Origin of the sequence: Kribbella sp. NPDC048928 (genome assembly GCF_043197975.1) — a bacterium.
GTDB lineage: Bacteria > Actinomycetota > Actinomycetes > Propionibacteriales > Kribbellaceae > Kribbella.
Genome location: NZ_JBICUC010000001.1, coordinates 1087656 through 1112547 on the forward strand (window position 1 = coordinate 1087656; position 24892 = coordinate 1112547).

Genomic DNA, 24892 nt, shown 5'->3' on the forward strand with positions numbered 1-24892 from the left:
GACGGGCCTGTCATCGATAGGTGAGGCGGAGTGCAAGTACGGGGCAGGCGAGGACTGCGCGGCGCGCGTCCGGGAGCTCACCGGGGGTGATTTCGCGGCCGCGCAGGACGGGGAATCCCCACTCGTCCACGGCGATGTCGTCGGGCATCAGCCCTGCACACATGCCGTGTCCGTCGCAGCGGGTCCAGTCGATCTCGAGCTTGTTCATCGAGTACCTCCTAGCACTCCGAGCACCGGCCGCCCGCACCCTCGCCCGGCGAGATGCTGCCGTACGTCGTCGTCGAAGACCTCGAGCGCCGATGTGAGGAACCTCGCAGTCCCGTCCGGATGGGCGCACGCCCCGCGCCCCGGGATCAGCCCAAGATGCCGTTGGGCGTCGTACCAGCCTTGGGAGTCGCCCACGGTCAGCCTGGCGAAGTCGTCGACCAGGGCAGCCAGACCGAAGACACACGGCCCGCACTGGCCGGCTGACTGACCTCTCAGCCACTCGGCGACCCTGGTGACCTCACCCAGCGGACAGGTGTTCTGGCCGAGCGCCAGGACGACGCCCGCCGACACCTCCGGCCGTTGCAGCGTGACGCCGCTCGTCTGCGGCAGCCAGCGCCCGTGGTACCCGCCGAGCAGTACAGGGCCCGCTTCTGCGCCGGCGTACTGCAGGACTGTCTCCAGCGGGACACCGGTCGGTGTCTCGATCACGCCGGGCCGTTGGACGGCTCCGTCGATCGTCAGCAGCTGCGTACCGGGCTCGCTGATCAGTCCGATACTGCTGAAGCCGCGGGACCCGAGACGTGCCAGTACGGCGAGCTGGGCGAACGTTTCTGCGTTCGACAGGAACGTCGGCCGCCGGTGGTAGCCCTTCCGGGTCGGCAGCACCCGCCGACCCGGCGGTACGGCTTTGCCACCCTCCAGCACACTCAGCACCGCACGGGCCTCGCCAGCGACAAACCGACCTGGTGTGTCGCGTACTTCGATCGCCAGCCGGTCGTCACGCTCCATCAGAGCCTCACGCAACGACGTGGCCGCGTCCGGGTCATGTACGGCGATGAGCACGTGCGGCGCCCGTACTGCGTGGGCCAGTCCGACTGCGCCGTCCAGAACCAGATGCGGTGACCGAGTGAGCAGTAGGCGGTCCTTGCGGCTCAACGGCTCGCTCTCGGAGCCGTTGACGACCACTGCCTCTACACCACGCCGTGGGAGATCCAGGAGCTTCAGGGCGACTGGGAATGCAGCTCCACCACGCCCTCTGAGCCCTACTGCTTCACACAGTTGCGTGTAGTCGTCGCGGGTCAGCTCAGGCTGCTGCCCGTGCGTCAGAAGGTGTCGCTGCAGGTCTAGCCGGCCCTGGTCAAGGCCGGCGAGCACTCGGGGCTCACCGATCACCCTGATGTCGTCGACCGTGATCACTGGGTCCTCCAAGCTCTCGTGGGCAGCGCGTTGAGGCGGTACGCACCTGCGGTCGCTACAGCGGCGAGGCAGCCGAGCGTGATGCCGAGCATCCAGGGCGTACTGCGATCCGTACCGGCCAGGAGTGCGTGCCCGATGGACAGCAACCAACCGACCGACGAGGCGATGTGCAGCTTGCGCCAGTGCTTCGTGAATGACTCGGAGACGGCTAGGCGGCCACGGGCAGCCCCGACCAGAGCAGTCAGCACCAGGCCGTACAGGGCGAGTGCACCAACTGCCATGGCGAACGGCCTGTAGCCGGAGGCGAACGGCCAGACCAGGACGACCGGGCTGATGTTCACGAAGCTGTCGGTCATGACGGCGACCACGTGGGTGGCCAGCAGCACCAGACCGGTCGCGGCTGCCGACCGGTGCACGTATTGCAGCCAGAACCGCCGCTCGGCCACCTGCACTCGGGGCATGACCATGCCGAGTACGGCGGACAGGGTGAACATGATCAGCGTGACGACGCCGGCCGCGCGGGCCAGGTACCAGAGCGTCATCAGGCAGCCCTGCTCGCACTTGGCCAACCGGACAGCTCGGTGACGTCGCCATCCGCGTCGATCAGCCGCGCAGGGTGACCAGCCAGCTTCAGCCGGCCCAGTGCTGCGTCCCCGGTGGCGACCAGGGCCGTGCTGAAGGTGTTCGCGCGTACTGCGGTCGGCGCCCACACCGAGGCGGTGCGGTACTTCCCGTCCGCGGGCGAACCGGTGCGCGGGTCGATGACGTGATGGGCGTACCCGGTCGGAGTCTGCCAGCGTCGTACTGTGCGGGTCGATGTGGTGAGACCGCCATGCGACAGCGTGACGAGGACACCGGGGTCTCCTGCACGTTCGGCGACGGTGACGACCCATGGCTTCGTCGGCGCGCCGGCCGCACGCAGGTCGCCGCCGATCTCGACGAGCACAGCACAGCCGTAGCGCTTGCTGAGGACGTTCGCGGCCCGGTCCGCAGTCCAAGCCTTCGCCGTGGCACCAAGATCGAGAGCACAGTCCTTGGGTACACCGAGCAGTGCGAGCTTCCGATTGAGACGTACCTCCTGCCAACCGAGGGCGCGTTCCGGCCCACCGGCTGGTTGCGGGAAACGGCGGCGTACGGTCTCGATGTCGGCGTCGTAGCCGGCCGCGATCACCGCAGGCCCGACGGTTGGATCGACCGCGCCGCCGCTCACCTGCGCCGCGACCAGGCTGACGTCGACCAGGTCGACAAGCAGCCGCGACACCGGGACGAGCGCACCCGCGCGATGGTTGACAATCGACAGCTCAGAATCCGTACGGAACCGGCTCGCGGCCTTGTCGACGCGATCCATCAGGGCCTTGAGCTCCCCGCAGGCCGCCCCGAGTACGGCCGGATCGTCGACGGTCAGCCGGACCGTGCAACTCCAGGCCGACCAGGTCCGCGAGGCTGTCATGATCCGTTGCTCCGCCCCTGTGAGGTCGACCCAGAATCCGCCGACCCAAGCCCACTCGAACTACCGCTGTCACCGGACCCCGAACTACTGTCGCCCGAGCCCGAGTTCGAACTGTTGTTGCCGCCGGACCCGGAGTTGGAACTGCTGCTGCCGGAGCCCGGGTTGCTGGACGTCGCCGACGTACCGGTGCCGGTGCTGTTCGCGTGCTTCGCCGCGACCGCAACCGAGATCCCGGTGGCGCCGACGCCGAGCACCGCGGTGGCGACAGCGGCCGCGGAGGCTTGGCGCAACCAGCGCGAGCGACTGGGATGAGCTGCATCTGTGGTGACCATGCCGCAAGCCTCGGCCGAGGCCCCTCAGCCGCACTCCAAGAGAAGCTCAAGCCACCGTCAAGTTCTCCTGAAAGCTCTCTGAGAGCACTTCTCAGAGAGCAGTGTTCAGGGCCGCGGCTCGAGCGGACAGTCGGTCTCGCAGTGCTTGCCGATCGTGTCGACGATCTCGTCCGACACCTCACCGAGCACACCGAGCCGCTCCGGCCCGAACACATCGACGAAAAACTCCCGCACCCGAGCAGCATGTACCGGCGCGCACTCCTTGATCGCCGTCAGACCGTCCGCGGTGATCGCGATCTCCGGATACCGCGACTCGCAGGCCTCCTTGCGGATCAGGCCGCGCTTCTCCATCCGGGTCAGGTGGTGCGACAGCCGGCTCTTCTCCCACTGGGTCGCGCGCCCGAGTTCGAACGCCCGCATCCGCCCGGACTCCGACTCGGACAGATTGACCAGGATCTCGAAGTCCGAACTCGAGAGCCCGAACTCGCGCTGAAGGTGCCGCTCGAGGTGCGTCTCGAGCGTCCGCTTCATCAGCAGATAGCTCCGCCACGCCTTCTGCTCGTCGTCGTCCAGCCACGGTCCCTCGTTCACGGAACCCATCGTACCTGCCTGGGTTGACACATCAACCAGACGCGCTACGATCGGTTAGGTTGACACATCAACCCAAGACTTTCAGGAGCAGATATGAGCAAGCTGATCGCCGTCGTCGGAGCCACCGGAGCGCAGGGCGGCGCCCTGGTCCGCGCGATCCTGGCGGACCCGTCCGGCGACTTCACCGTCCGCGCTCTGACCCGGAGCACCGAGTCCGCCAAGGCGAAGGAGCTCGCCGCCGCGGGCGCCGAGGTGGTCGCCGCGGACCTCGACGACGAGGCGAGCATCCGGTCCGCGTTCGACGGTGCGTACGGCGCGTTCGTCGTGACGAACTACTGGGCGCCGCTGTCCGCGGAGGAGGAGGCCACTCGCACACGCGCCGAGATGGAGCTCGCCCAGGCCGAGAGCGCGGCGCGGGCCGCCCGCGACGCCGGCGTACAGCACCTGGTCTGGTCGACGCTCGAGGACACCCGCCCGTTCTTCGACGGTCGCGACGACGTACCGAGCCTGGACGACGGGCAGTACCGGGTGCCGCACTTCGACGCGAAGGGCGAGGCGGACGAGCTGTTCACCAAGTACGGCGTGCCGACGACGTTCCTGCGGACGACGTTCTACTTCGACGCGTTCGTCACCACGATGCCGCCGACCCGGAACGCCGACGGCAAGCTGACGATCTCGCTCCCGATGGGCGATCAGCGGCTGTCGGGCGTCGGCACCGACGACATCGGCCGTACCGCCCTCGCGATCCTCCAGCGCCCCGACCTGATCGGCCAAACCATCAGCATCGCCGGCGACCACCTGACCGGCAGCCAGTACGCCGCCGCGCTCTCCGACGCCCTCGGCGAAGAGGTCACGTACCACGCCCCCACCATCGAGGAGTACCGCGCGTATCCCTTCCCCATGGCCGTGGAGATGGCGAACATGTTCCAGTTCTACGCCGAGAACCACAACGAGTTCACCGGCAACCGCGACCTCGGTGCCGTACGTGAACTCAACCCCCACCTCGAGTCGTTCAAAACCTGGCTCAACCTGCACAAGGACCAGCTCAAGGCCGCGATCCGGTAATCGCTGTCGCGTTTCTGAACGTTGCCGTCGGCGGCCAGGCCTGGCCGCCGACGTTCAGGACTGCAGGTCAGTAGTCGTGATGCTCGTGGCGTTCTGCTTCGTCGACGGTCAGGTCTGCGGCGGGATCGATCTCCAGTCGCTCGTCCGGAATGGGCAGACCACTTTCTATCGACGTCCAGTACGTACCCGCCGCCAACCGCTCGTCAGCTCGCGAGAGGGCCTCGAGGCGGAGCTGCAGACTGCGCACGACCGCACTGTCGACCTCCCTGTGTTCCAAGGGCTGCGCACCGTCGGCGTCGTCGTCCCCCGCGTCCTGCTCGGCGGCGTTGTCATCCCGGCGAGCGCCGACGGCGGTCCTCAGCAACTCGGTGACCCGCTCACGCTCCGCCGCGATCCGTTCCTTCGCCCGTTCGGGGTCCATGAGGTTCTCCTGTGTCTTGTCTCGGTCCAGCAGGTCAATTCGATGCTCGCGACACGTACTCGTCACCGGTCCGCGAAGTAGCCGTTCACTCGCGCCCGCACGTGGCGGCGCCCACGAGCCAGATCCCGCTGGAGCAGTGCGGTTTCTTTGCCGAGCAGCCCACCGGCCGTCTGCAGCGAATGGCCTTCGATGTCGACCAGATACACCACATCGCTCACATCCTGGGGCAGTTCGTCAAGGGCGGCATCGACGACGGCGTACAACTCGGACGTCTCGACCTCCGCATCCGGACCCAGGAACCTGGTGACCGATGGCCAAGCAGTCGGCGGGCTCGTCCAGCCCTCTTTGCCAGGCCCGTCACTGTAGAGGTCCGGGAACAGCAGCTCCGCCCGGTCGGCATCGGTGTCGAGCGCATCGAGGTCGGCCAACTCCCGGAGAGAGCCGTATCCCCCCGGATCAGGGGGCAGGTCGGACTCCGCAAGATCGGCCGCGTTGTGCCCATGATGGCTCAGCAGGCTGTCCGCCCACGCGCCGGCAGTGACATCCTCCTGCTGGTGATGGTCACCGATGCGCCCCATCAGATAACCGACGAGCTCGTCCCGCGCAGGGACCTCCCCCGGTTTCGCGCTCAGAAAGTGATCCCAGGTCTCTTGCACCAGGTCGTCCGCGTGCTCAGCATCGGCCGCGCGCGCCAACGCCGCCAGGACCCGCTGGCTCTGGTCGAACGTCTGCGAACGGGTCTCGTCAGAGACGACCTGCCCCTCGGCTGCGGCCACTGCCGACTCCAGCTCCCGTGTCCGGAACCGGGCGCCGAGCACGGCCACGGCCGCGGCCAGCTGGCCGACATGTGCCGCACAGCCATCGCAGTTCTGAATGTGCTGCGCGACATCGAGCCTGTCCTCAGAGGGCAGATAGCCGTCCAAGGCGAGGCTTCCATGGCGCGTAACGTCTCTGCAGTCAACCATTCCTGATAGGCATCGGGGGCTCGATCACCGGTTCCGACGCCGCCTCCCTCCGATTACGTGTTCATCGTCGGAAGGTTCGTGCCTGCGCAGAGGACCAGTCTTTCCGATCCACCGCCGATCACCGATGCCACCACGCTCGCGGTCGAGTGGGCGAAGCACAGCATCCAGCTGAAGCGTTGAGGGTTCTCCGCTCGTGTGCGAACGAAGAACCCTCAAGCGCAGCGGATACTCGGTGATCTGGGGTGCAGCCAAACGTCACGACTCGGCGCAATGGGCGCCAGCGTCACCGTCCCTAGTCCTGAACATCCCTCCACGTCAGGGCTTGGTCAGGTCCTTGATGAAGGACTCCGACCACTCGGGCAAGGTGGGCAACTGCTCGGTCCAGACCTTGGTTCTCGGGTTGCCCGTGGTGCTGTGGCGGTCGGGTCCCGGCCAGTAGCCGATGGCCGAACGCAGCCTGCCCAGCCGCTCCACGAAATGTGCATCGAGCGCCACGACCGCAGCGATACGGAACGAGCCGAGCCGCCCGACGACAGTCCCGCCGAAGACCTCCAGGACGGACGCGGCGAGCGTTGTCAGCTCGGCGTCGAGCCGCTGCCTCGTGATCGGCTCGACCACCACCAGAACGTGTGTCTCCGGCAGGCACTCCACCTCGCGCATGGCGGTCCTGTAGAGATCGGAAAGACGTGAAAGCAGATGCTGCGCGGTGGCCAGCCCGGTACTGGGATCTTCGCACGACGGACCACTCAGATAGGTGAACGTGCACTCCGTCCAGCTCTGGCACAGGCTCCGCATCGCGTCATAGCCCGGCTCCCGGTCGATCGTGTTGCAGGCGTGCTGCATCGCGTCGAGAGCATCGGCCAAGGCGACCCCGCGCTCGGCGAGTCGGCGTCCGGCAGCCGCAGCAGCTGCGACCGGACTGACCTTGGTCACCATCGCTTGTTGCAGCGACTCGAAGACGGGGCCGTACCCCGCACCGTCCGGCTTCGCACGATGCCGTCCGCCCGCCGGCACCCCGACGAGCTGCAGTACCCGAGACTCTGAACTGTTCTCGGCCGCTTCCGGCCGGGACTTGCTCAACTTGTCGATCGGCATAAGCCATCGCCAAATACCGCCATGATGCATCCCCGTTTCTGTTGCTCAGCCCAGATCCTGCCGGAGACCCACAGCGATACGCAACTACCACCGACACACCCGGTTTGCAACAGCCTGCTACGCGTGCGGGATGCCGCGGCGGCGGAAGCCGGCGTAGCCGCCCATGAGGCACGCTGCTGCGAGGGTCGTAAGCAGGAGGGCGTTGCCCACGTCAGCCGGCTCGACGGGTGGGTTGCCGATCAGGTGGAACGGCGAGAGGTCCCGGAACGCGGTGGCCAGGTGCAAGGAGTCACCGAGGTAGGCGATCACCGCGCCGGCCGCATAGACCAGCCAGACAACGGACCCCCAGCGCGGTGCGACTGTGAATGTGAAGAGCGCGAGTCCACCGAAAAACACTACGGCCGGCAGGAAGCCGATGCTCGCACGCACCACCTGCGCGGTGATGTCCACTCCCATCGATGCCGAACCGCTGAATGCGAACACGACGTCTCCAGCCACACATACCGTGACGATCCCCGCGCCGACGACAGCCAACTGCACACTGAGCCAGGACCAGCGGCTTCGGTCGCCCGACAGGCATGCTTCGAGCCGCCCGGACGACTCCTCGGCGCGGAGCACACCCACGGCCTGTACGGCGTATCCGGCACAGATGAGCGCAAGCAGCAGCGCGGTCATCGCAAGGACGGAGTCCAGTCCGGTAGCACCTTCACCGCCGCCCATTGCCGAGGCGAGCGAGGGGTTGCCGTTGATTGCCCTCACCAATGGTTTCGCGACCGAGCCGAACGTGCCTGCGACCACCACCGCCGCCATCGACCATCCCAGCAGCGATCCCCGGTGCGAGCGCAGCGCGATCCCGAGTGGCGTCCGCAGGAAGCGCGACGCCTGCGGATCGGCCGCACGGACGCGAAGCAGTGCGCTGCCGATGTCTCGCCGCGAGGTGACAGCGAGCGCAGCCGCAGCGAGAAGCGCGAAGAGCACGAACGGAATCAGCAGCGGCCACCAGCGCTGGTCGCCGAATGCACGGGTCTGTTCCTGCCAGCCCAGCGGTGACAGCCACGTCAGCGGCGCCCATTGCACGTCGCCGATGCCGCGCAACGCATAGGCGGCAATGATGGCCCCGAGTCCGATAGCGACGACGCCACGGGAGTGCTCGACGACCTGTGCGGCGATCGAAGCGACTCCGATGAACGCCAGCCCCAGCGCACCCATAGAGAGCGAGTAGAGGACGGCGTCGCCACCGGGAACACCACCGCCGGCGAAACTCGCGAAAAGCGCGGCCGCGATCAGAACTTCCGCCACGACAGCCACCACGATCGCCGCCAGCAATGGCGTCGTACGGCTGATGCGGCCGGCCAGTACGGCCTCGAGGCGCCCGGCCTCCTCGTTCTTCCGGGTCGTCCGGGCGATCAGACTGACGGCCATGAACGGTATGGCGAAGGAAGCCAGGAAGCCGAACTCGTTGGCGATGATCCCGCCGAGGGAGTCGATCCCGGCGATCCTGCCGTTGAGCATCACCAGTGCGTCGTCGCGGACGGCGGCGGCGTACGAGTGGATCTTCTCGGGAGTGTCGTACAGGCCCTGGATCGCTGAGACGGTGAGCATCATGGTCCCGCCCACCGCGACGACCCAGACCACCAAGGCCGGCCACCCGGTGCGCAGGTGCACTCGCACCATCGTCACCAACTGCCCGTTCATGCTGGGCGCCCCTGCTCCGGCGAGGCATCGGCATAGGCGTGCAGGAACAACTCGTCGAGGCTCGGCGGGGCAACGGTCAGGGTGCTCACGCCCGCGGCGTGCAGACTGCCGACGGCATCTCCCAGCACGTCCGCATCGACGCTGAGCCGGGTCTCGAACGCACCGTTGCGATCCTCGACCTCAAGGTTGACCACCCCGGCCATGCCATCGAACCGCGGCCGCTGGTCGGTGACCGCGTGGATCTTCGTCCGGGTACGCCGCCGAAGCTCGGCGAGGGTGCCGGTCGTGACCGTCTTGCCCTTCCGGACAATGGTGACACGATCGGCGAGCGCCTCGACCTCGGCCAGAATGTGACTGGAGAGCAGCACCGTGACGCCTTCGGAGGCGCGCTCGCGGATGATCTCCTGGAATGCCTGCTCCATCAATGGATCGAGGCCGGAGGTCGGCTCGTCGAGGACCATGAGCTCGACGTCGGCCGCGAGCGCCGCGATCAAGGACACCTTCTGGCGATTGCCCTTTGAGTAGTCCCGGGCCCGCTTGGTGGGGTCGAAGTCGAACCGCTCGATGAGGCCGGCGCGCCGGTCGGCCTGAATCCCACCGTGCACCTGGGCGAGTACGTCGATGCACTGACCGCCACTGAGTCCCGGCCACAGGGTCACATCGCCGGGGACGTAGGCCAACCGTCGATGCAGCGACGCCGAACGCTGCCACGGGTCCTTGCCGAACAGGCTGATCTCGCCGCCGGACTTACGCATCAGGCCGAGCAGGATGCGGAGCGTCGTCGACTTGCCGGCTCCGTTCGGCCCCAGGAAGCCGTGCACTTCGCCGCGGCGGACCGCCAGGTCCAGCCCGTCCAGCGCCGTGACACCACCGAACCGCTTGACCAGACCGGTCGCGCCGACGACGACCTCATCACCGGGCGCGTCGGCCCTGCTCCGCCCGGGTGCAGCTATGGGCATCGACATTTCGTTGTCGCCTCCTGGATTGTCAATCCTCGTCTCGTTCACTGGCTGGAACGATCAGCACGCCCTCGCGGTAGATCCGGGCAACCTCGGCCGCCCAGCGGGTCAGGCCGTCTCCGGACATCGGGTCGAACCCGAGAGCGTCGGTCAGCGGCTCGCGCAGGAGCAGGAGGATGAGGTCGGCCGAAAGCATGAACGCCGTACGGACATCCGGATCTGTGGCCGGCGAGGCGAAGCCCGCGTCAACAAGCCGGCCGAGCAGCACACGTGACACCTCGAACCAGCGGAGGAACAGCGCCCGACCGGCCGGATCTCCACTGAGCAGCAGCCGTCGAAGGTAGATCGGCAACGGTGAGTCAGCAGGCAGCGCCTGGGCGAAAAGCTCGCCGATCGAAGCGCTCGATCCAGCGGTCAACACCTCGCCGATCTCGTCAACATCCTCCATCAAGGCGTCGAGTTGCGCGGCCGCGTACTGATCCACAGCCTCACGCAGGCCCGCCTTGCTGCCGTAGTGGTGCAGCACCAGCGCCGGCGAGACGCCGGCCGCCTCAGCGATCTGCCGCACGCCGACCGCATCCGGTCCTTGGTCGGCAAACAACCGCAGCGCCACATTGCGGATCACCGCCCGCCCCGTCAGATCCCCGTCGCCACCTGATCGCACGTTCAGCATACTAAACGATCGTTCAGCCACGAACAAGTGGTCGCGCAATCACCTGACCAGTTCCGCGGGAAGAACCTCGTCGAAAAGGACTGACGGCACCTGTCACAGGCTTGGATGCCTGGTCGTCTTATCCAGGACAAGGCGCATGGTCAGCACGGCACGAGATCGACCTCGACGGGAAGGGATACACAATGCAGTTCACCCGGCTGAAGTTCAGGGGGAGGAGTGTGCTCGCGATTGCTGGAGCCGTCTTCGGCCTCAGCACCCTTGCAGTCGCTCCCGCCGCACACGCCACCTCTGACACCTTCCTGGTCGAGACCGACGACGCCAATGCGTGTGGGGGCGCGTGGTTCATCGACTACGGCGCGGGCGCGCCCGGTGGTGGAAGCAATGACGACTACATCGAGATCGATGACTATTGCCGCGACGGCCACGGTGTCAAGGCTTGGGCATGGCTCACCCGCAACGGCACCACGCACTACCTCGGCTCCGCGTACGACTCGAACGGCGACATCCGCCACAACAACCCTCCCAAGATCTGGGATCCGTTCCAGTCATACGGCAACGTTGTTGCGCACGACCTTGTCGGAGTGAAGGTCTGCCTCGTCGACGGCAACGATGACCCAACGCCTTCACACTGCGTGTCGGTCACGAATGAGAGCGCCGACGGCTGAAGCAGCAACCGCCGCGGGGCAGGGTTGGGGAGGATCTGCCACCCGAATCGGGAAGAGATACTCCCCAACCTCGGCTCGTTCTAGCGCGCGTGCGAGACGGGGCGGGGCGAGTGAGGGGTGACCGCGATCGCCGGTAGCCTGTTGGTCGCAGGTAGCTACGATCAGTTGGCGAGGGATACCAGGCGATGACAGACCCAGCAGGCACCGGCGAGCACGTCCCCACGATCGACCTCAGTCGTCCCAGCGTGGCCCGGGTCTACGACCTGGCTCTTGGCGGCAAGGACAACTTCGCGGTCGATCGCCAGGCGTACGAGAAGCTGGTCGAGCTGGCGCCCGAGATTCCCGCCTGGGCCCGGGACAACCGCAAGTGGCTGGCGCGGGTCGTGTCCTGGCTGAGCCAGAAGGAGCGCATCGGCCAGTTCCTCGATCTGGGTTCGGGCCTGCCGACCGCGCAGAACACCCACCAGATCGCCCAGGCGCATCGCCTGGACGCAAAAGTCGTGTACGTCGACAACGACCCGATCGTGATTCGGCACGGCATGGCGCTGCTCGTCGAGAACAAGTACACCGACTTCGCGGCCGCCGATTTCACCGAGCCGGAGCAGGTCCTGAACACGCCGCAGGTCAAAAGCATGATCGACTTCGACCGCCCGGTCGGGGTGATCGAGGCGCTCATGCTCCACCATATCGCCGACCTCGACGAGACCCGCAGAATCGCGGCCGCGTACGTCGACGCAATCCCCTCCGGTTCGTACGTCGCCATGAGCCACGTCTGCAATCCCCGCGACGGCAGCGACATGGCCAAGGCCACCGACGCTCTCGAAGAACGATTCCACGAATCCTGGGGCTCTCTGACCTTCCGTACTCCCGCCGAGATCACGTCCCTCTTCGCCGGCCTCGACCTGATCGGCCCCGGCCTGGTCCCCCTCTTCGAATGGATGCCCCCCGGCACCCAGCACGAAGACGACCAAGACGCCGACCTCCCCTCCAACGCCAGCCACATCCTCTACGCAGGCGTAGCCCGCAAACCCTGACCCACGCCGGTTCTAGTGACTTCGCCAGTCGCCGCCGTCGACGTAGCGATCCAGAGCGGACGAGGTAGCGACTCCGGCAAATCGCGAGGTCTGCCGCTGCCAGTACTCGTCATGCAAGAGCCAGGGAACCACGCGGATCCCGACCGCATCCGTGACGCGATCGTCCGGAGAGGCCAGCATTCTCTCCAGAAAATTGAAGCAGGCACCGATCCGCCCGACGTCCTGCGATTTCATCGCCGCGTCAAGGATCCCCCACCTGAAGACATCGGTAACCAGCGCGAACTCCAAGAACCCGCCGTTCTCCGCAACATCCGCGACCGCCTCCCCAACCTGACATCGCCAGCCCGGATAGGCGCGGCAGATCTCGTCGGCAAGCGCCGCCACATCGGCCACCGGCTCAACCTCGCTCGCCACGTCACCTCCATCTGCGGGGAACCGCGTCTACAACTCCTCGACGCGCAGCACGTCAATCCCGACCTCACCGAGGTCCGGCAACGGCTCCGCGTCGAGCTCCTGCGTCACATAGCAGAGCGTCACGTACTCACGAAACTCGTCCTCGGCAAAGTACCCCTCGTCATCCTCAAGGTTGGACTGCACGATGACCTCGTCGTCGATCCCGGGCCAGCGACCACGTAGATATACCCCGCGGTAGTAACTGTCATGCTCGACGAAGTGCGCCCCCGAACCCACCATCAGCCTCTGGGCGACCGTGGGCATGTCCTGCCGAGACCCCCACAGCCAAAAGCGCTTCTTCATCTCAGAACCACCGCCCTGGCCTTGATGTCCGACGGCGTCGTTCGCCGGCTGAGCGGGACTGCACCATCGCAGATCTCGGGTCGAGCCTGGCTAAGGCGGTGAGGTTGGCGTCGGCGTCTGCCGGGACGGGGGTGGTTCTCGCCTTCCTCGATGGCGTAGTAGCCGATGAGTTCTGTGTGGCTGATGAGGTTGTCCAGATACAGCCGCGGCTGCGCTGAGACCATCCGTTGCGACTGGCTGGACTCCCGAGACCGAGGCAGGTCCAACAGTCCGCCTCACCTGGTCCCTCTCGCGCCACGTCGGTACTCCCTACAGTGAGCAAGCAGGGCTGCACGACGTCGGGATCGGTAGGCGACAAATCAGCCTCCGGAGAATTGGGCGACGGCGACCACAACCCGGCCGCGTTGCTCGATGACGACAGCACCGTACCTGGCGTGTAAATCGTACGGCTCACATCGTTCACGACCACATCGGAAGTGTCGGAGGTTCCAGCCGTGCAACACCTCCGGTGCGCCGGTTCCCATGAGACCAGCAGCACAAGAGACGACCGCACGGCAGCCAGCAGCCCTTCCTGGAACGCATACCGGTCGCGGCACTGGAGCGCGGCCTCATCCAGTCGCATGAGGCGCCGGACTGGTCGGCTGGCGTGTCACGAAACGCTCCACCTCGGCGATATCGAGGGACTCTACGATCACCAGGTGCCGCCCAAGAGCCGGGCCTGACTCGCGGATCTTCCTGCTCAGCCAGCTGGGCGTGCAGACCGTGAGATCGAAGGATTCTTCGCCAGGGCCGTCGACAGGCCCGACACGGCCGGTCAAGAAGACAGGCCGCCGCCGACGCTGCCCGGGATGAGCGACATCGAGGCCGACATGGCCGACCTGTGGTCCACCTCGATCACCACCACCTCGCCCCCTACCCCGGCAACGACGCGCCACCCAGCTCTACACCCTCATCTGTGAAGAGCCCGTAGACGTGCAGTCAGCCCTGACCGCGTCGACTGCGCTGCGGACGTCCGATGTGTAGCCGGTGCAGCCTGCACGCTGGCGGTGTCCGCGTCCTAGAGACGTTGTGCGTTCTCAAGAGGATGGGACTGCCCGAGGCGCTCGGGACAACGCCCTTGCGCGACACGAAGCGGCCAGCCAGGTCAGCGGGAACCAAGTCATCGAAGCCGTACAGGGCCGACAGCCAGGCAGTGACGAACCGGAGGAGGCTACGCATCATCGCCCGTGGCTGCCTGCCACGCAGCCTCGAACGTATCGGCATCGATCTCCTCGGGCATGAACTCCTCCTGCTCTGCGATTTCCTCGATGGAGGGCATCAGTGCCTCGGAAAGTTGCGTCGAGCCGGTCGCCCTGCTCGAGTCCGCGAAGTCCGCGTGGCCGTCGCGAAAGATCTCGACCTTCCGGACTTCTTCTCCGTTGATGATCTCGCTCAGCAGCGTGACAGGTTCGTTGTCAAATTCATGGCGCCAGGCCACGCGCACGTATATCTTCATTAGTTCGCTCCCCATGAGATGAGGCGACTCGTGATATCGAGCGGCGATTCGCCGGGGATGACGAAGACGCCGTCTCTGCCCTTGATGACATTCAGTCTGGTAAGGCCTGGAACTACTCGCCGACTCCCGCACTAATCTACGCGGGGCATCCAATGGAACTGAACACCCGGCGCAGACGACCCATCACGCCCTCAGTTATCTAATAGCCGAGAGGAAGACTTTGCAGACCGGCGCTTCAGCAGCCACTACGATGACACTTCTTAGCACCTCTCCCATGCGATCGTCCTCAATTCCGCGTGGAGTGCTGTAGCGGTCAATGTTCCAGTCATGGTCCCGCCCGGCCATCTCAACAAGCGACGGGAGTAGTTCGGAGTTCGTGAGCTGAGATTTCATGGAACTATCTTCCAGGAATCGACCTATGGCATCACAATTCAGATCGAATGTGAGATCGAGAGTCTCATTACGTCCGGGGCAACGAACTCGTCCCGGACGCGCTCCACATCGCGAAGGCGACCCACTGCAGCCTCGCCAACAATCTTCTACCCGATCACGGGTTGATCTGCACCTACAAGGACCATGCCCGGCTCTGCCACGGGCTGGCTGTCGTCCGGTCCATGGGAGCCGTGGACACGAGTGCCGACAAGAGCGTACACCGCCACTCTCCCGTCGGCGGCGTGATCCACCACCCGTGTCCAAGGACCGGTGCAAGGCCCACGCCACCTCATCTCCATCAGTCACCGACGAACCACAGAAACCGATGTACTCGATTCCCTTCACGACAAAATTCAACCACCTGTTCCAACGACTCACGCTCGTCGTCGCTCAACGGCCCATCGAGCAGCCTCTCCGCCTCTAGCCGCAACCTGCGCATCTGCCGCGTGTTGAAGATCGTATTCGAGTAGGGATCCACGCCATTGAGCAATGGATAGAGTTGATCATCTCGAGACGCATCCGCAGGAACATAGGCCGCACTCGCTCGGCGAATATCCTCGCCACTCTCCCGACGCAAAACCAATGAAATAGGCATATCTATGGCGCTCCTGGGAACATCGTGACTAACGCGCCATCATACGGATCGCGGACAACAGTGTATACGTTCGTCGGAAAACCGGCCGGATTGGCGACTGAGCGGTTAGTGACACCTATCGGACCTCGCGTCCTCACTGTGTATTCAATATTCCCGTATTTTCCGATTCGACCAATTTGCCCCGTGGTCCCACTGGCCAGCGCTTGAAGATCAACACCGTTGTCAAATACCCCCGCGATATCGTCCAGTTCATCCCCGCCCCAAGTATGCCGGCTCGTCGCATGCTCAATCCCGTCGAGGTCGAAACCGCACGTATTGTGCACAAGGGCGGAACTGCTGCCGACACCTACGAAGTAGGTGTGAATGCCGTCGACCGTGAGATTATACGCGAGCGCCTCGTGTTCACTCCCGGGCACCAGTCCACGGACGGTGACCCGCCGCCCGTCGGCGGTCAGGATTTGGTCACCCTGCTCAAGCTCATCGGCGCGCTGAAACTGAGCGTCTGTCGCGTTCCAGAAAGGATGGTCCTCGGTCGTCATGACCAGAGCCCCGCCCTCGATCTGTAGCTCGACGAGGACGTCCTTGTGAATCCACAGGTGGGTGACCGCCCGCTGCTCGGCTACACCAGACCGAGGATCGGCAGCTAAGATCTTGTCGCCGACCCTGATCTGATCGATTAGCTTGCGCGATCCATCGGCCATCACGACCGGAGTCGCACCGGCGAACGAACAAGCACGAGCGACGTCTTTACCTACCTTTGCAACGTCGTCGCCATGCTTGAGCGCGGTAACCAACTTTGTGGCCTCCGCGGCCTTGCCGATTGGAGCGAAGTTCAGCGCGGTCATGCCGCACGCGGCAAGGCCGAAAAACGTCGCGCAGTCAAGGGCGTCGTTCGCGCCACTGAGGCCGCCGATGAGTTCCATGGCCTCTGGCAGGCCCGTCTTATTGGCCTCAACGGCTGCGAGGTTGAAGCCGACAAGCGCAGGGCTCAAACCCATCTGTGATATCCGGACGGCCTGCTGCTGTTGGCTCGCCCCGGCAGGCAGGTCGATGGAGTGGTTGATGAACTGATTGACGTTGGTGGGAATCTGAGGCGTGCTTGCACCGGTCGAACCACCGGTACTAGAGCCGGTAGTGGTCGGTGAGGTGATGGTTGGCGTGGCGTGGGATGCGAACCGGTCGCTGCCTTCTTCGATGGCGTAATGGCCGTTGAGTTCCACCCGGCTGATGGGGTTGCCGCCGGCGAACATGTAGCGGTTGGCGTTCCAGGGGTCCGAACCTAGGCCGAGGTCGGTCAGGGCCCCGTTGAACATGTCGCGTGTCAGGAAGCGGTTCAGGCCGGGGTTGTACTCGCGGAAGCCCATGTCGTACGTACCCGTCGCGCCGTCGAACCGACTGGAGTTGAAGCGGTACGGGTTGACGGTGTCGGCGTCCTTGGTCGGGTCGCCGGTGATGGCGTCATCGCCGGTAGTGCCGACCTTGTCCGGCTGGCCGTAGGCGGTGTAGCGGTACGTGGAGGTCGTCGAACCGGTCGCGTCGGTCAGGGTTTCGACGTCGCCGTGGGGGTTGGTGCCGTAGAACGACTTCTTCGACGTCGTGCCGTTGACCGGCGAATCGACCAAGGACAGGTTCTCGCCGTTCGCGCCGTAGGCGTACGACTTCGAGGTCTTCCAAGCACCGGCAGTGTCTTGCTCCTGCTCGATCGCTACCTGGTTGGCCAGGCCCACGAACGTGTATCTCGTGGTGACCGCCGCCGCGGCGCCGATCTTTTTGGACTGGTTGGTGACACGGTCGAACGGGTCGTAGGTCTGGTTACGGGTGTAGGTCGCGGTGCCGGTGGTGTCGAACTTCTGCTGACGGGTGACACGGTCGTAACCGTCGTACGCGTTCTGCTCCACCACCTGCGCACCAACATCCGACGTGGTCGCACGACCGAAGATGTCGTAACGCTGGTTGACCGTGGTGCTGCCCGTGACGGTCTTGGTAAGACGGTTGCGGTCATAGGTCATCGTCGACGTCGTCGCACCGACCGTCTGCTTGACCGTGTTACCAGCCGCGTCGTACTCGTACGCCTCGTTCTCGCCCTTGTCGACACCCGACTTCGTCACCGCAGCCAACTGACGCGCCGGCGTGTAGGTGTAGCCCGACGCCTGATCCAGATACTCCGACGAATTCGCCTTCAGCAGCTTCTCGACATCCAGAGAACGGTCACCATCAGGCGTGTAATACAACGAATGCGACGAAACCAGCTTGCCCGCACCGGTCTTCTCCGACACGATCCGCTGCGAACCGTCCTCGTGATACGTGTACGTCGCCAGGTTGCCGTTCGGCTTCGTAACCGTCGAACGCCACCCATGACCGTCATAGGTGTACGACCACGTGTCCAGCGAGCCGGATGGGGAATCACCCGCTTTGACGGTGTCGATCAGATTGCGGACGTCCCACGTGTAGCCGGTGTAACGCCCAACCGCCGGGCTGCTCGTCGCAGGATCCGCGACGCGTTGCGCGTTGGTCGACAACACGTTGGAGTCGAGGTCGTAGGTGTAGTCCGTCGTCGACTTGCCGGCGCCGGCCTTCAACTCCTGGACCTGAGACGTGCGCCCCAGACCATCGGTCGTGACCTTGTAGGTGTCGGCGGCGGCGTTCGGGTTGTTGTCCTTGACCTCGGTCTGCTGACCGTTCTGGTCGTAGTTGTAGGTGAAGGAGCGGTTGTCGACCGGGTTCGTCGACACCAGCTTGATCGCGTCCGCAGACACCACGCCATCAGCAGCCGGCTTCAAAGTGATCGTCTTCGCGAGACCGTCCGGGAACGAATAGTTGCCCAGGTTGACCCACGGAGTCGCGGCGGTGCAGGTCTTCTGGTTGACCGTCTTGGTCGCCGAGCCGGTCGAGTGGTTGATCGTGTACGTGGCCGCCGTGGTGGCATCGGTGCGGACCGGACACGAGGCGTACACGTCGAAGGAGCCTGCGACATCCGGCAGCACCCGCCAACTGAAGGCATCCGTCGAGCCAGTCGCCGCAAGGTGAGTCCGGTAGTCCGCGCCCTGCGTGTTGGTGCCGCCGGCAACCGTTGCCCAGGTGCCGGTTGACGACGTCTGCCAACCGTCGGCGTTGTCGATCACGCCGACCGGCTGCTGGGCTGCCGTGTCAGAGCGCGACTGCAGCGCACCATCGGGGTAATAGCCCCACGCCTGCGTACGCTTCGCGTCGTCACCCGGCACGGTCAGCGTGCGATCCGTCTGCTGCCCCATCGGGTTGTAGCCGTACGACGCCGTGATCTGCCACGGATCCGTCGACGTCTTGATGTCGCCGGAGCCGAAGTACGTGAAGTTCGTCCACTGCGTACCCGCCGAGCCGAACGTCGGCTCCGACTGCGCCTTGATCTCCCCGGTCGGGTAGTACTGGATGAACGTCGACGACGGCGTCTTGTACAACGTCGTCGTCGCGTCGAACGCGGACTTGTTCTGCACCGGCCGGTTGTTCTTGTCGTACACCGTCTCCGAGTACAGCCCGCTCGGCCGCGTCACCCGCGTCACGTTCCCGGCCCCGTCGTACGCCGTCTTCGTGACCTGCAGCACCTGATGCCCACCGATCGCCGTGTGCTGAACACTGACCTCGATCGGCTGCCCGGCATCGTCGTACTTGGTCGCCTTCGTGTGCCCGGTCTGATCGACCGCGGCAGTCACCAGACCGTCCGCGTCGTACAGCATCTTGCTGGTGTAACCAGCCGCATCCGTCACAGCAGTCGGCCGGTGGTTCAGGTCGAAGACCGTCTTCGACGTGTAGTCCGTTGCCGGCGACGCGTTGCGCAGCGGGTCGATCACCGTCGTCTGGTTGCCGACCTCGTCGTAGGTATAGGTCGTCGTCGGCGTCTTCGAGACCCCGCCGTCGACGAACGGCGTCTCGACCTTCAGCACCTGACCGATCCGGTCATAGCTGTACTTCGCAACGAAGTCGTTCGGGTCCGTCGTGGTCGCGACACCCTTCGGCGCGGTCTCGGTCACCTTCCGGCCGAGGACGTCGTAGGTGTAGGCGAGCTGCCGGCCGGTCGTGTTGTTGTCCGGCAACGTCTTTGTCAGCACGTTGTCGGCAGCGTCGTACGTCGACACCGACTCCGCACCGTTCGGCGCGGTCTCCTTCGTGACGTTGTCGTTCAGGTCGTACTCGGTCGCGGTGGTCCGCACCACGGATCCGTCGTACGGCTTGGTGACCTTGCTCGGCCGCCCGAACGCGTCGTACTCCGCCGTCGTCAACCGCTGCTGGGCATCCTTGACCTGCACCACATTCCCGCGCACGTCATAGGTGAAGTCGGTCTTGGCGAGCTCCGCATCGGTGATGGACAACGGGTAGCCGCTCGGGTCGTAGTTCGCGTCGGCGCCGTACTGCGTCACGTTGCCGCGGGCATCGGTCGCCGTCGCCAGCGTCCCGTTCGGGTTGTAGACGTACGTCGGCCCGAAGCCGAGGCCGTTCTTGACGGTCTTGACGTTGCCGTTCGCGTCATAGGTGAACGTGTCCGTCCGCCCGGCAGCGCTCTTCTTCGACATCAGCACGGTCGGCTTCGCACCAGTCGTGAGCGTCTGGTACGTCAGCAGCACACCCGGCAGGTTGTCCTTGACCGCCATCGCATCCCGCACGACCAGCGGATACCCGGTCACCGGGTCGTACTCCCACGTCGACACCGCACCGTTCGGCTCCTGCAGCCGGATGACGTTGTGGTCGCTGTCCCACGCGAGCAGGGTGGCCTTGGTGCCGCCGCCAGCGTTCTGGTTGGCGTCCAGGATGCTGGTGGTGCGGCCGTAGCCGTCCATCCGGTACGTCGTCACCGACGGAGTCGATCCGTTCACATCGGTGACCGTGGCAACGATGTCCTCGGCGGCCGAACCATCCGGGTCGGCATAGGAGAACGTCGTGTCGTTCCCACGCCGGTCGGTGTAGCTCTTCGGCCAGTTGGCGTAGGTCGAGTTCTCCGTCGACGTGTAGTACTGCACCTTGGTCTCAGCGTTCCGCGGATCCTTCACCGAGATCAGCTTCGTGTTCGAGTTGTTCGAGCCGTCGGTGTAGGCGAACTGGAACGCCTTGACCGGCGCACCCGCCCCGAAGGTCTGCGTCACTGGGTCGAACGCGCCGCCGTCCTCGAGCTTGGTCAACTGCGAGGAAGCGTTGTAGTTGAACTTCAGCGCCCGCCCGGAGATGTCCCGGATCCACACCAGTTTCCTGGCACCGCCGGACTCGTACCCCAAGGTCAGCACGGGGTCGACATGCTTCGCATCCCGAACCGACACCAGCCGGCCACTCGTGTCGTAGCTGAACGTCATCGTGTTGCCGTTGCGGTCCACCACCGACGTCTGCCGGCCAGTGTCCTGGTTGAAGTAGAACCGGGTGCCGTCCGGCCGGGAGAACACCCACTGGTGATCCGCGTCCGCGGTCAGGTCACGCGTCAGGTCCAGGCCGACACCGGGCGGACGGGTGTAGGTCAGCAGCGTCGACGTCTGGGTCGCGAGCTTGTACGTGTGCGTCGTGCCGTCACCGTCGATGAACGTCATCAAGTTGTTCGTACTGCCACCCGTCGGCACCGACAGATCGCTGCCGAGCCTCGTGAGCGTCGCCGCCTGGACGGAGAACCCGAACCCGGCCCGCGGACTGGTGCCGTCCATGGAGTTGTACGCCAACCTGACGAACGCCGACGGACCGATCGACGGGTTCGACAAGGCGTCGTACGACCACACGGCATTGCCGCTGAACAGGTTCGTCAGCAACTGCGAGCCGCCGCCGGTCTCCTCACCCGTGTACGACAGGAACTTCTCCAGCCCCAACTGGTTCGACCCCGGATCCTCGACGTACCGGTCGACACACAGATACCCGGTCGTGACGACCACACAGCCCTGCGAGGGATGGGTCGTGTTCGACGACGGCGGGACCGTCTTGGAGAACCAGTCCGTCCCCGTCCACAGGTCCAGATAGATGTCATAGGCCAGCCGCTTCGTGCCGGTGTCGGAGTTGATCGGCGTCCGGATCGGCAGGTTCAACTTGACCGATTCCCCCGGCGACAGCGCCTTACCGAGAGGTACGAAGTTGCGGTCACCCGACACGGTGATGTCGGTCGCGCTGCCCGGCTCGGTCCACCGGTACGACAGTTGCAGCCCGGCCGGCCAGTCCTGGTTGGTCGTGTTCGTCACCGTGACCGGCGTCGTGATCGTGGTACCGGGAACGAACCGCTCCGGCATCTCGTCAGCCTGGTACGTCTCGGCGTCGTTCTTGGCCAGATGCTCGATCCACAGCCGGGGGCGGAACAGCGTGTCCGGGGACTCGCCGTTCGTGATGCTGACCAGCTGCTGACCCGCCGCAGCGGGAGCCTCGTCACGCGTCTTCAGCAGCAGGCCGTGGTTGTCGCCGGCGTTGTCGACCCACGACTGGAGCTTGGTCAAGAGCCCCGCCGAGGTGAACGTCAGCCGCTGCGCGTTGCCGTCGGGACGAACCGACCCCAGCAAGGCGGGATCGTAGTCGCCACCAGGAGCCGTCCAGTTGATCGTGGAGGTCGCCTGGTTCCAGGTCGCCTCGGTCTCGACGAAGTCCCGGTTCAGCCCGAACAGGTCGAAGTCCGCCCGTCCGCTGCCCGAGCCGTAGTTCGAGAACAGCTCCACCCGCGCGTCGGTGACCTTCGTTCCCTGCTTGATCGACGACGTGTCGAACTCGAACACACCACGCTCGGCGCCGTACGTCGGATGATTGTTCCCGACCTGCACCCAGTACCGGGTGTTCGACGTACCGCCGCCGTCCGGACGCGACACGTTCGTCGTCGGCAACGTCTTGCTCAACGTGGTGTCGGAGATGTCGCCGCCGAACGACTGCAGAATCCGGCCTTCACGTGGCATCGTGACGGTCTGCACGTTCGACGCAGCCTTGCCGTTCACCGCACCGTCACCGACCGTCCGCGCCACAACCCAGTAGCTGTATGTCGCCGGATCACCCACCACCGAAGGCTTCGCCGAGTCGTCGGTGAACGACGTGATATCCGGCGGAACCGTCCCCGCCAACTCCAGCGCAGCCGGCGACGTGTTCGAGAAGTAGTCCCCCACCGGCGTCGTGCAGCCGCCCGCCGGGAGCGCGCGGCAGCCGCGGAAGATCTGGTACTCGACCAGGTCGTCCGAATCCGCCGGCGTCGGGTCGACGTACTTGCTCCAGGTCAGTGCCGCGCCGCTCGCGTTGACCGTCGACGGCGGATTCAGCGACACACCCGGCTCTCCGTACGTGATGGTCAGGTTCGGCCGCGCCGCCGTCTCCCCGCCGTACGTGTCCTCGCTCGCGCTGTAGTACAGCCCGCCGGCCGGCGCGGTCGCCGGGTTCTCGTCGACGGCCTTCAGCATCACGCCGTAGTTCGGCGACTGGCCGTTCACCCACGACTGGACGTAGCTGCCCATCGCGTACGAATGCCAGCCGTCCCGATCACCGACCTGCTTGGTCGCGGTCGAGTACTTCGTCCACTTCATCGCATCCGCGACCGGGATCGTCGCAACCCCAGACTGATCACGGGTGATCTTCACCTGCGTCGTACTGCCCGGCCGCGAATGAATCGTGCCCAGCGTGTACCACTGCGCACCGCCCACCACACCAGCCGTCTGATCCCACGTCGCGGACTGCGTCGTCACCTGACCGGCGGCCGTCGCGCCAACAAGCGTCGTCGGCAACTTGCCGCGCACCGACCCCTGAAAGTAGAAACCCTGCACCTGATAGTCGCCGTCACTCGGCACCCGCGCATTCCACGTAAACGTGTCCGGCGTCGTCTCGGTCGGCGCGTACGAGAACGAATCGTTCACCGCACTCGCGTTGCTCTGGTACTTCCACAACCCCTCGTACGACGACGACAACGTGTCCTGATCGTCCACCAGCACCGTGTTGCTCGCGTACGTCCCGCTGAACGCTGCGTTCATCGACGACCAGGTCGCCGTCGACTCCGACCAGTCCGACGTCACCTTCACCGCCGAGAACGGCAGCTTGTAGTCACCGCCGAAACCCGCGCCGTAGTGCAGGTTCAGATCAGCCGAACGGATCGTCGTGCCTGCCGGAATCATCGACAGGTCGAACCTCAGCAGGCCACGCCACGTGTTGTGGCTCAGGTCGTCGCCCACCAGCACCGTCGGATTGGTGCCGTAGTTCGTCGACGCATTCGCCTCCGAGATCGACGTGTCCTGCGCCGCCGCCGGATCCGGCACGACCACGATCGTCGGGTCGATGACGATCGGGTACACCCGCTCCTTCGCGGCGAGCCAAGCACGGTCGGGCCTCAGCGTGATCAGCGTCCGGCCGCCCTGCTGGCTGAGCGTCTGCGTGATCTTCTCCGAGTACCCCGCCTGCCCCAGCCGATTGGCCGCCGACGAGTCGTACATGTTCGGCGCCGGGATCACGTACTTCGGACGGGTGTCGCCGTTCTTTTTGAAGAACCCGATCGACCCGTCCGGCTGCGCCTTCGCCGTCAGCCCGCTGGTGTGCAGCTCGAACGTGTACTCGTCCGCAGCATCAGCGGCAGCCGTCAGTACGACCGTCTCCTTCACACCCGTACGCGACACGTAGTACCGCGCGTCCGCCGTACCGAACACGTCCGCGAACGCCACCGACGAGTCCTTCACCAACGGCGTCAACGACCGCCTCTCCCCCGCCGCCCCGAGGCTGATCGACTCATCGCCGACCTCGAACGACACCAACCGATCACTCGACTTACCGAACCGCGTCCGGAACGAGTTCTTCGCATTCTCGAACGAATCCTCGCCCGCCCCCGGCGCGACTGTCGTGTCAATGTCCTGCCACTTGCCTTTGGAATCCTTGTAATGCACGGGTTCCGTCGACAACTCGACCTGAGTCGTGCCGTCCGACATGCGGTAGCTGGACGACGTCGCCGTACGACGGTCCTCCAACTCCCGTACACGTGTCGGCTTCCCCGCCGCGGCCGACCTCGTGGACGCCTTCGCGACGCGCGCAGGCACCGGCGGCGCCAGCGGACCAAGAGCCGCACGAGGCGCCTGCTCGACAGCAACCTGCGCCACCTGCTGAGGACGCGCAAGCGCCGTGGCGGGAACTCCGAACGAAACCGGAAGCGACAGGACGAGGGCATACGTCAGCAACCTGCGGGCGCGGCGCATCGACACTCCAAAGCTGGGCGGAATCCGGCGCACCCCGAGCGACACCGGCGAGTCGGGAAGATTTATAACCTTCAAATCCCGGCTCGGACAAGCTTTTGGCGGCGGGTTGCAGGTAGCTGCAACGGCGCGCT

Annotated in this window: 21 protein-coding genes; 4 read left to right on the forward strand and 17 right to left on the reverse strand. The window is 65.4% G+C overall.

The annotated features are described in order from the left end of the window. Positions 1-10: 10 nt before the first annotated feature. The 4 genes from ACGFI6_RS05230 to ACGFI6_RS05245 are packed head-to-tail and all read right to left on the reverse strand — an operon-like array spanning position 11 to position 2854. Positions 11-208, reverse strand: a complete 198-nt coding sequence (locus ACGFI6_RS05230; protein ID WP_393115379.1) for a ferredoxin — start codon at positions 206-208, stop codon at positions 11-13. Next, positions 205-1404, reverse strand: a complete 1200-nt coding sequence (locus tag ACGFI6_RS05235) for an NADH-ubiquinone oxidoreductase-F iron-sulfur binding region domain-containing protein (RefSeq protein WP_393115380.1) — start codon at positions 1402-1404, stop codon at positions 205-207. The genes ACGFI6_RS05230 and ACGFI6_RS05235 overlap by 4 nt, the downstream gene beginning before the upstream one ends. Continuing rightward, on the reverse strand, positions 1401-1946 hold the full coding sequence (locus tag ACGFI6_RS05240; RefSeq protein ID WP_393115382.1) for a hypothetical protein: 546 nt from the start codon (positions 1944-1946) through the stop codon (positions 1401-1403). Before ACGFI6_RS05240 ends, ACGFI6_RS05235 begins: the two co-directional genes overlap by 4 nt. After that, complete coding sequence (locus ACGFI6_RS05245; RefSeq protein WP_393115384.1) at positions 1946-2854, reverse strand: FAD:protein FMN transferase; 909 nt, start codon at positions 2852-2854, stop codon at positions 1946-1948. The genes ACGFI6_RS05240 and ACGFI6_RS05245 overlap by 1 nt, the downstream gene beginning before the upstream one ends. Before the next feature lie 6 nt (positions 2855-2860). On the opposite strand from ACGFI6_RS05245, the gene ACGFI6_RS05250 reads away from it, so the two are divergent. Beyond that, the gene (locus ACGFI6_RS05250; protein ID WP_393115385.1) at positions 2861-3166 is read left to right on the forward strand and encodes a hypothetical protein; all 306 of its coding nucleotides are present in this window, start codon (positions 2861-2863) and stop codon (positions 3164-3166) included. 125 nt (positions 3167-3291) lie between these two features. On the opposite strand, the gene ACGFI6_RS05255 is transcribed toward ACGFI6_RS05250, so the two are convergent. After that, complete coding sequence (locus ACGFI6_RS05255) at positions 3292-3786, reverse strand: MarR family winged helix-turn-helix transcriptional regulator (RefSeq protein ID WP_393115386.1); 495 nt, start codon at positions 3784-3786, stop codon at positions 3292-3294. 84 nt (positions 3787-3870) lie between these two features. Between ACGFI6_RS05255 and ACGFI6_RS05260 the strand changes: the two genes are divergently transcribed. Beyond that, on the forward strand, positions 3871-4842 hold the full coding sequence (locus ACGFI6_RS05260; protein WP_393115387.1) for an NmrA/HSCARG family protein: 972 nt from the start codon (positions 3871-3873) through the stop codon (positions 4840-4842). Positions 4843-4909: 67 nt separating this feature from the next. Here ACGFI6_RS05260 and ACGFI6_RS05265 read toward each other — a convergent pair whose 3' ends face one another. The 6 genes from ACGFI6_RS05265 to ACGFI6_RS05290 form a co-directional block, all read right to left on the reverse strand. Next, positions 4910-5263 (reverse strand): hypothetical protein, encoded by a 354-nt coding sequence (locus ACGFI6_RS05265; protein ID WP_393115388.1) that lies wholly within the window; start codon positions 5261-5263, stop codon positions 4910-4912. A 62-nt stretch (positions 5264-5325) separates the two neighbouring features. Then, positions 5326-6186, reverse strand: coding sequence for an RNA polymerase sigma factor (locus ACGFI6_RS05270; protein ID WP_393115389.1), 861 nt, complete (start codon positions 6184-6186; stop codon positions 5326-5328). A gap of 357 nt (positions 6187-6543) precedes the next feature. Beyond that, positions 6544-7323, reverse strand: a complete 780-nt coding sequence (locus ACGFI6_RS05275; RefSeq protein WP_393115390.1) for a hypothetical protein — start codon at positions 7321-7323, stop codon at positions 6544-6546. A 117-nt stretch (positions 7324-7440) separates the two neighbouring features. Beyond that, complete coding sequence (locus ACGFI6_RS05280; protein WP_393115391.1) at positions 7441-9018, reverse strand: ABC transporter permease; 1578 nt, start codon at positions 9016-9018, stop codon at positions 7441-7443. Then, positions 9015-9977 carry an ATP-binding cassette domain-containing protein gene (locus tag ACGFI6_RS05285; RefSeq protein ID WP_393115392.1) on the reverse strand — a complete coding sequence of 321 codons (963 nt, stop codon included), beginning with the start codon at positions 9975-9977 and terminating at the stop codon, positions 9015-9017. The genes ACGFI6_RS05280 and ACGFI6_RS05285 overlap by 4 nt, the downstream gene beginning before the upstream one ends. 28 nt (positions 9978-10005) lie before the next feature. Further along, positions 10006-10671, reverse strand: coding sequence for a TetR/AcrR family transcriptional regulator (locus tag ACGFI6_RS05290; protein WP_393115393.1), 666 nt, complete (start codon positions 10669-10671; stop codon positions 10006-10008). A 161-nt stretch (positions 10672-10832) separates the two neighbouring features. Here ACGFI6_RS05290 and ACGFI6_RS05295 point away from each other — a divergent pair, with 161 nt between their 5' ends. Continuing rightward, on the forward strand, positions 10833-11315 hold the full coding sequence (locus tag ACGFI6_RS05295) for a hypothetical protein (protein ID WP_393115394.1): 483 nt from the start codon (positions 10833-10835) through the stop codon (positions 11313-11315). A 185-nt stretch (positions 11316-11500) separates the two neighbouring features. Continuing rightward, positions 11501-12349 (forward strand): SAM-dependent methyltransferase, encoded by an 849-nt coding sequence (locus ACGFI6_RS05300; RefSeq protein ID WP_393115395.1) that lies wholly within the window; start codon positions 11501-11503, stop codon positions 12347-12349. A 12-nt stretch (positions 12350-12361) separates the two neighbouring features. Here ACGFI6_RS05300 and ACGFI6_RS05305 read toward each other — a convergent pair whose 3' ends face one another. The 6 genes from ACGFI6_RS05305 to ACGFI6_RS05330 all read right to left on the reverse strand — a co-directional run bounded on the left by ACGFI6_RS05305 (position 12362) and on the right by ACGFI6_RS05330 (position 24665). Beyond that, positions 12362-12763 (reverse strand): hypothetical protein, encoded by a 402-nt coding sequence (locus ACGFI6_RS05305; RefSeq protein ID WP_393115396.1) that lies wholly within the window; start codon positions 12761-12763, stop codon positions 12362-12364. A 27-nt stretch (positions 12764-12790) separates the two neighbouring features. Beyond that, on the reverse strand, positions 12791-13105 hold the full coding sequence (locus tag ACGFI6_RS05310) for a hypothetical protein (RefSeq protein WP_393115397.1): 315 nt from the start codon (positions 13103-13105) through the stop codon (positions 12791-12793). A gap of 608 nt (positions 13106-13713) precedes the next feature. Further along, the gene (locus tag ACGFI6_RS05315; RefSeq protein WP_393115398.1) at positions 13714-14040 is read right to left on the reverse strand and encodes an Imm8 family immunity protein; all 327 of its coding nucleotides are present in this window, start codon (positions 14038-14040) and stop codon (positions 13714-13716) included. 275 nt (positions 14041-14315) lie between these two features. Continuing rightward, a complete protein-coding gene (locus ACGFI6_RS05320) occupies positions 14316-14600 on the reverse strand; it encodes a DUF6881 domain-containing protein (RefSeq protein ID WP_393115399.1) in 285 nt (94 codons plus the stop codon). A gap of 730 nt (positions 14601-15330) precedes the next feature. Beyond that, positions 15331-15627, reverse strand: a complete 297-nt coding sequence (locus ACGFI6_RS05325; protein WP_393115400.1) for a hypothetical protein — start codon at positions 15625-15627, stop codon at positions 15331-15333. Positions 15628-15629: 2 nt separating this feature from the next. Beyond that, positions 15630-24665 (reverse strand): DNRLRE domain-containing protein, encoded by a 9036-nt coding sequence (locus ACGFI6_RS05330; protein WP_393115401.1) that lies wholly within the window; start codon positions 24663-24665, stop codon positions 15630-15632. Positions 24666-24892: the final 227 nt, after the last annotated feature.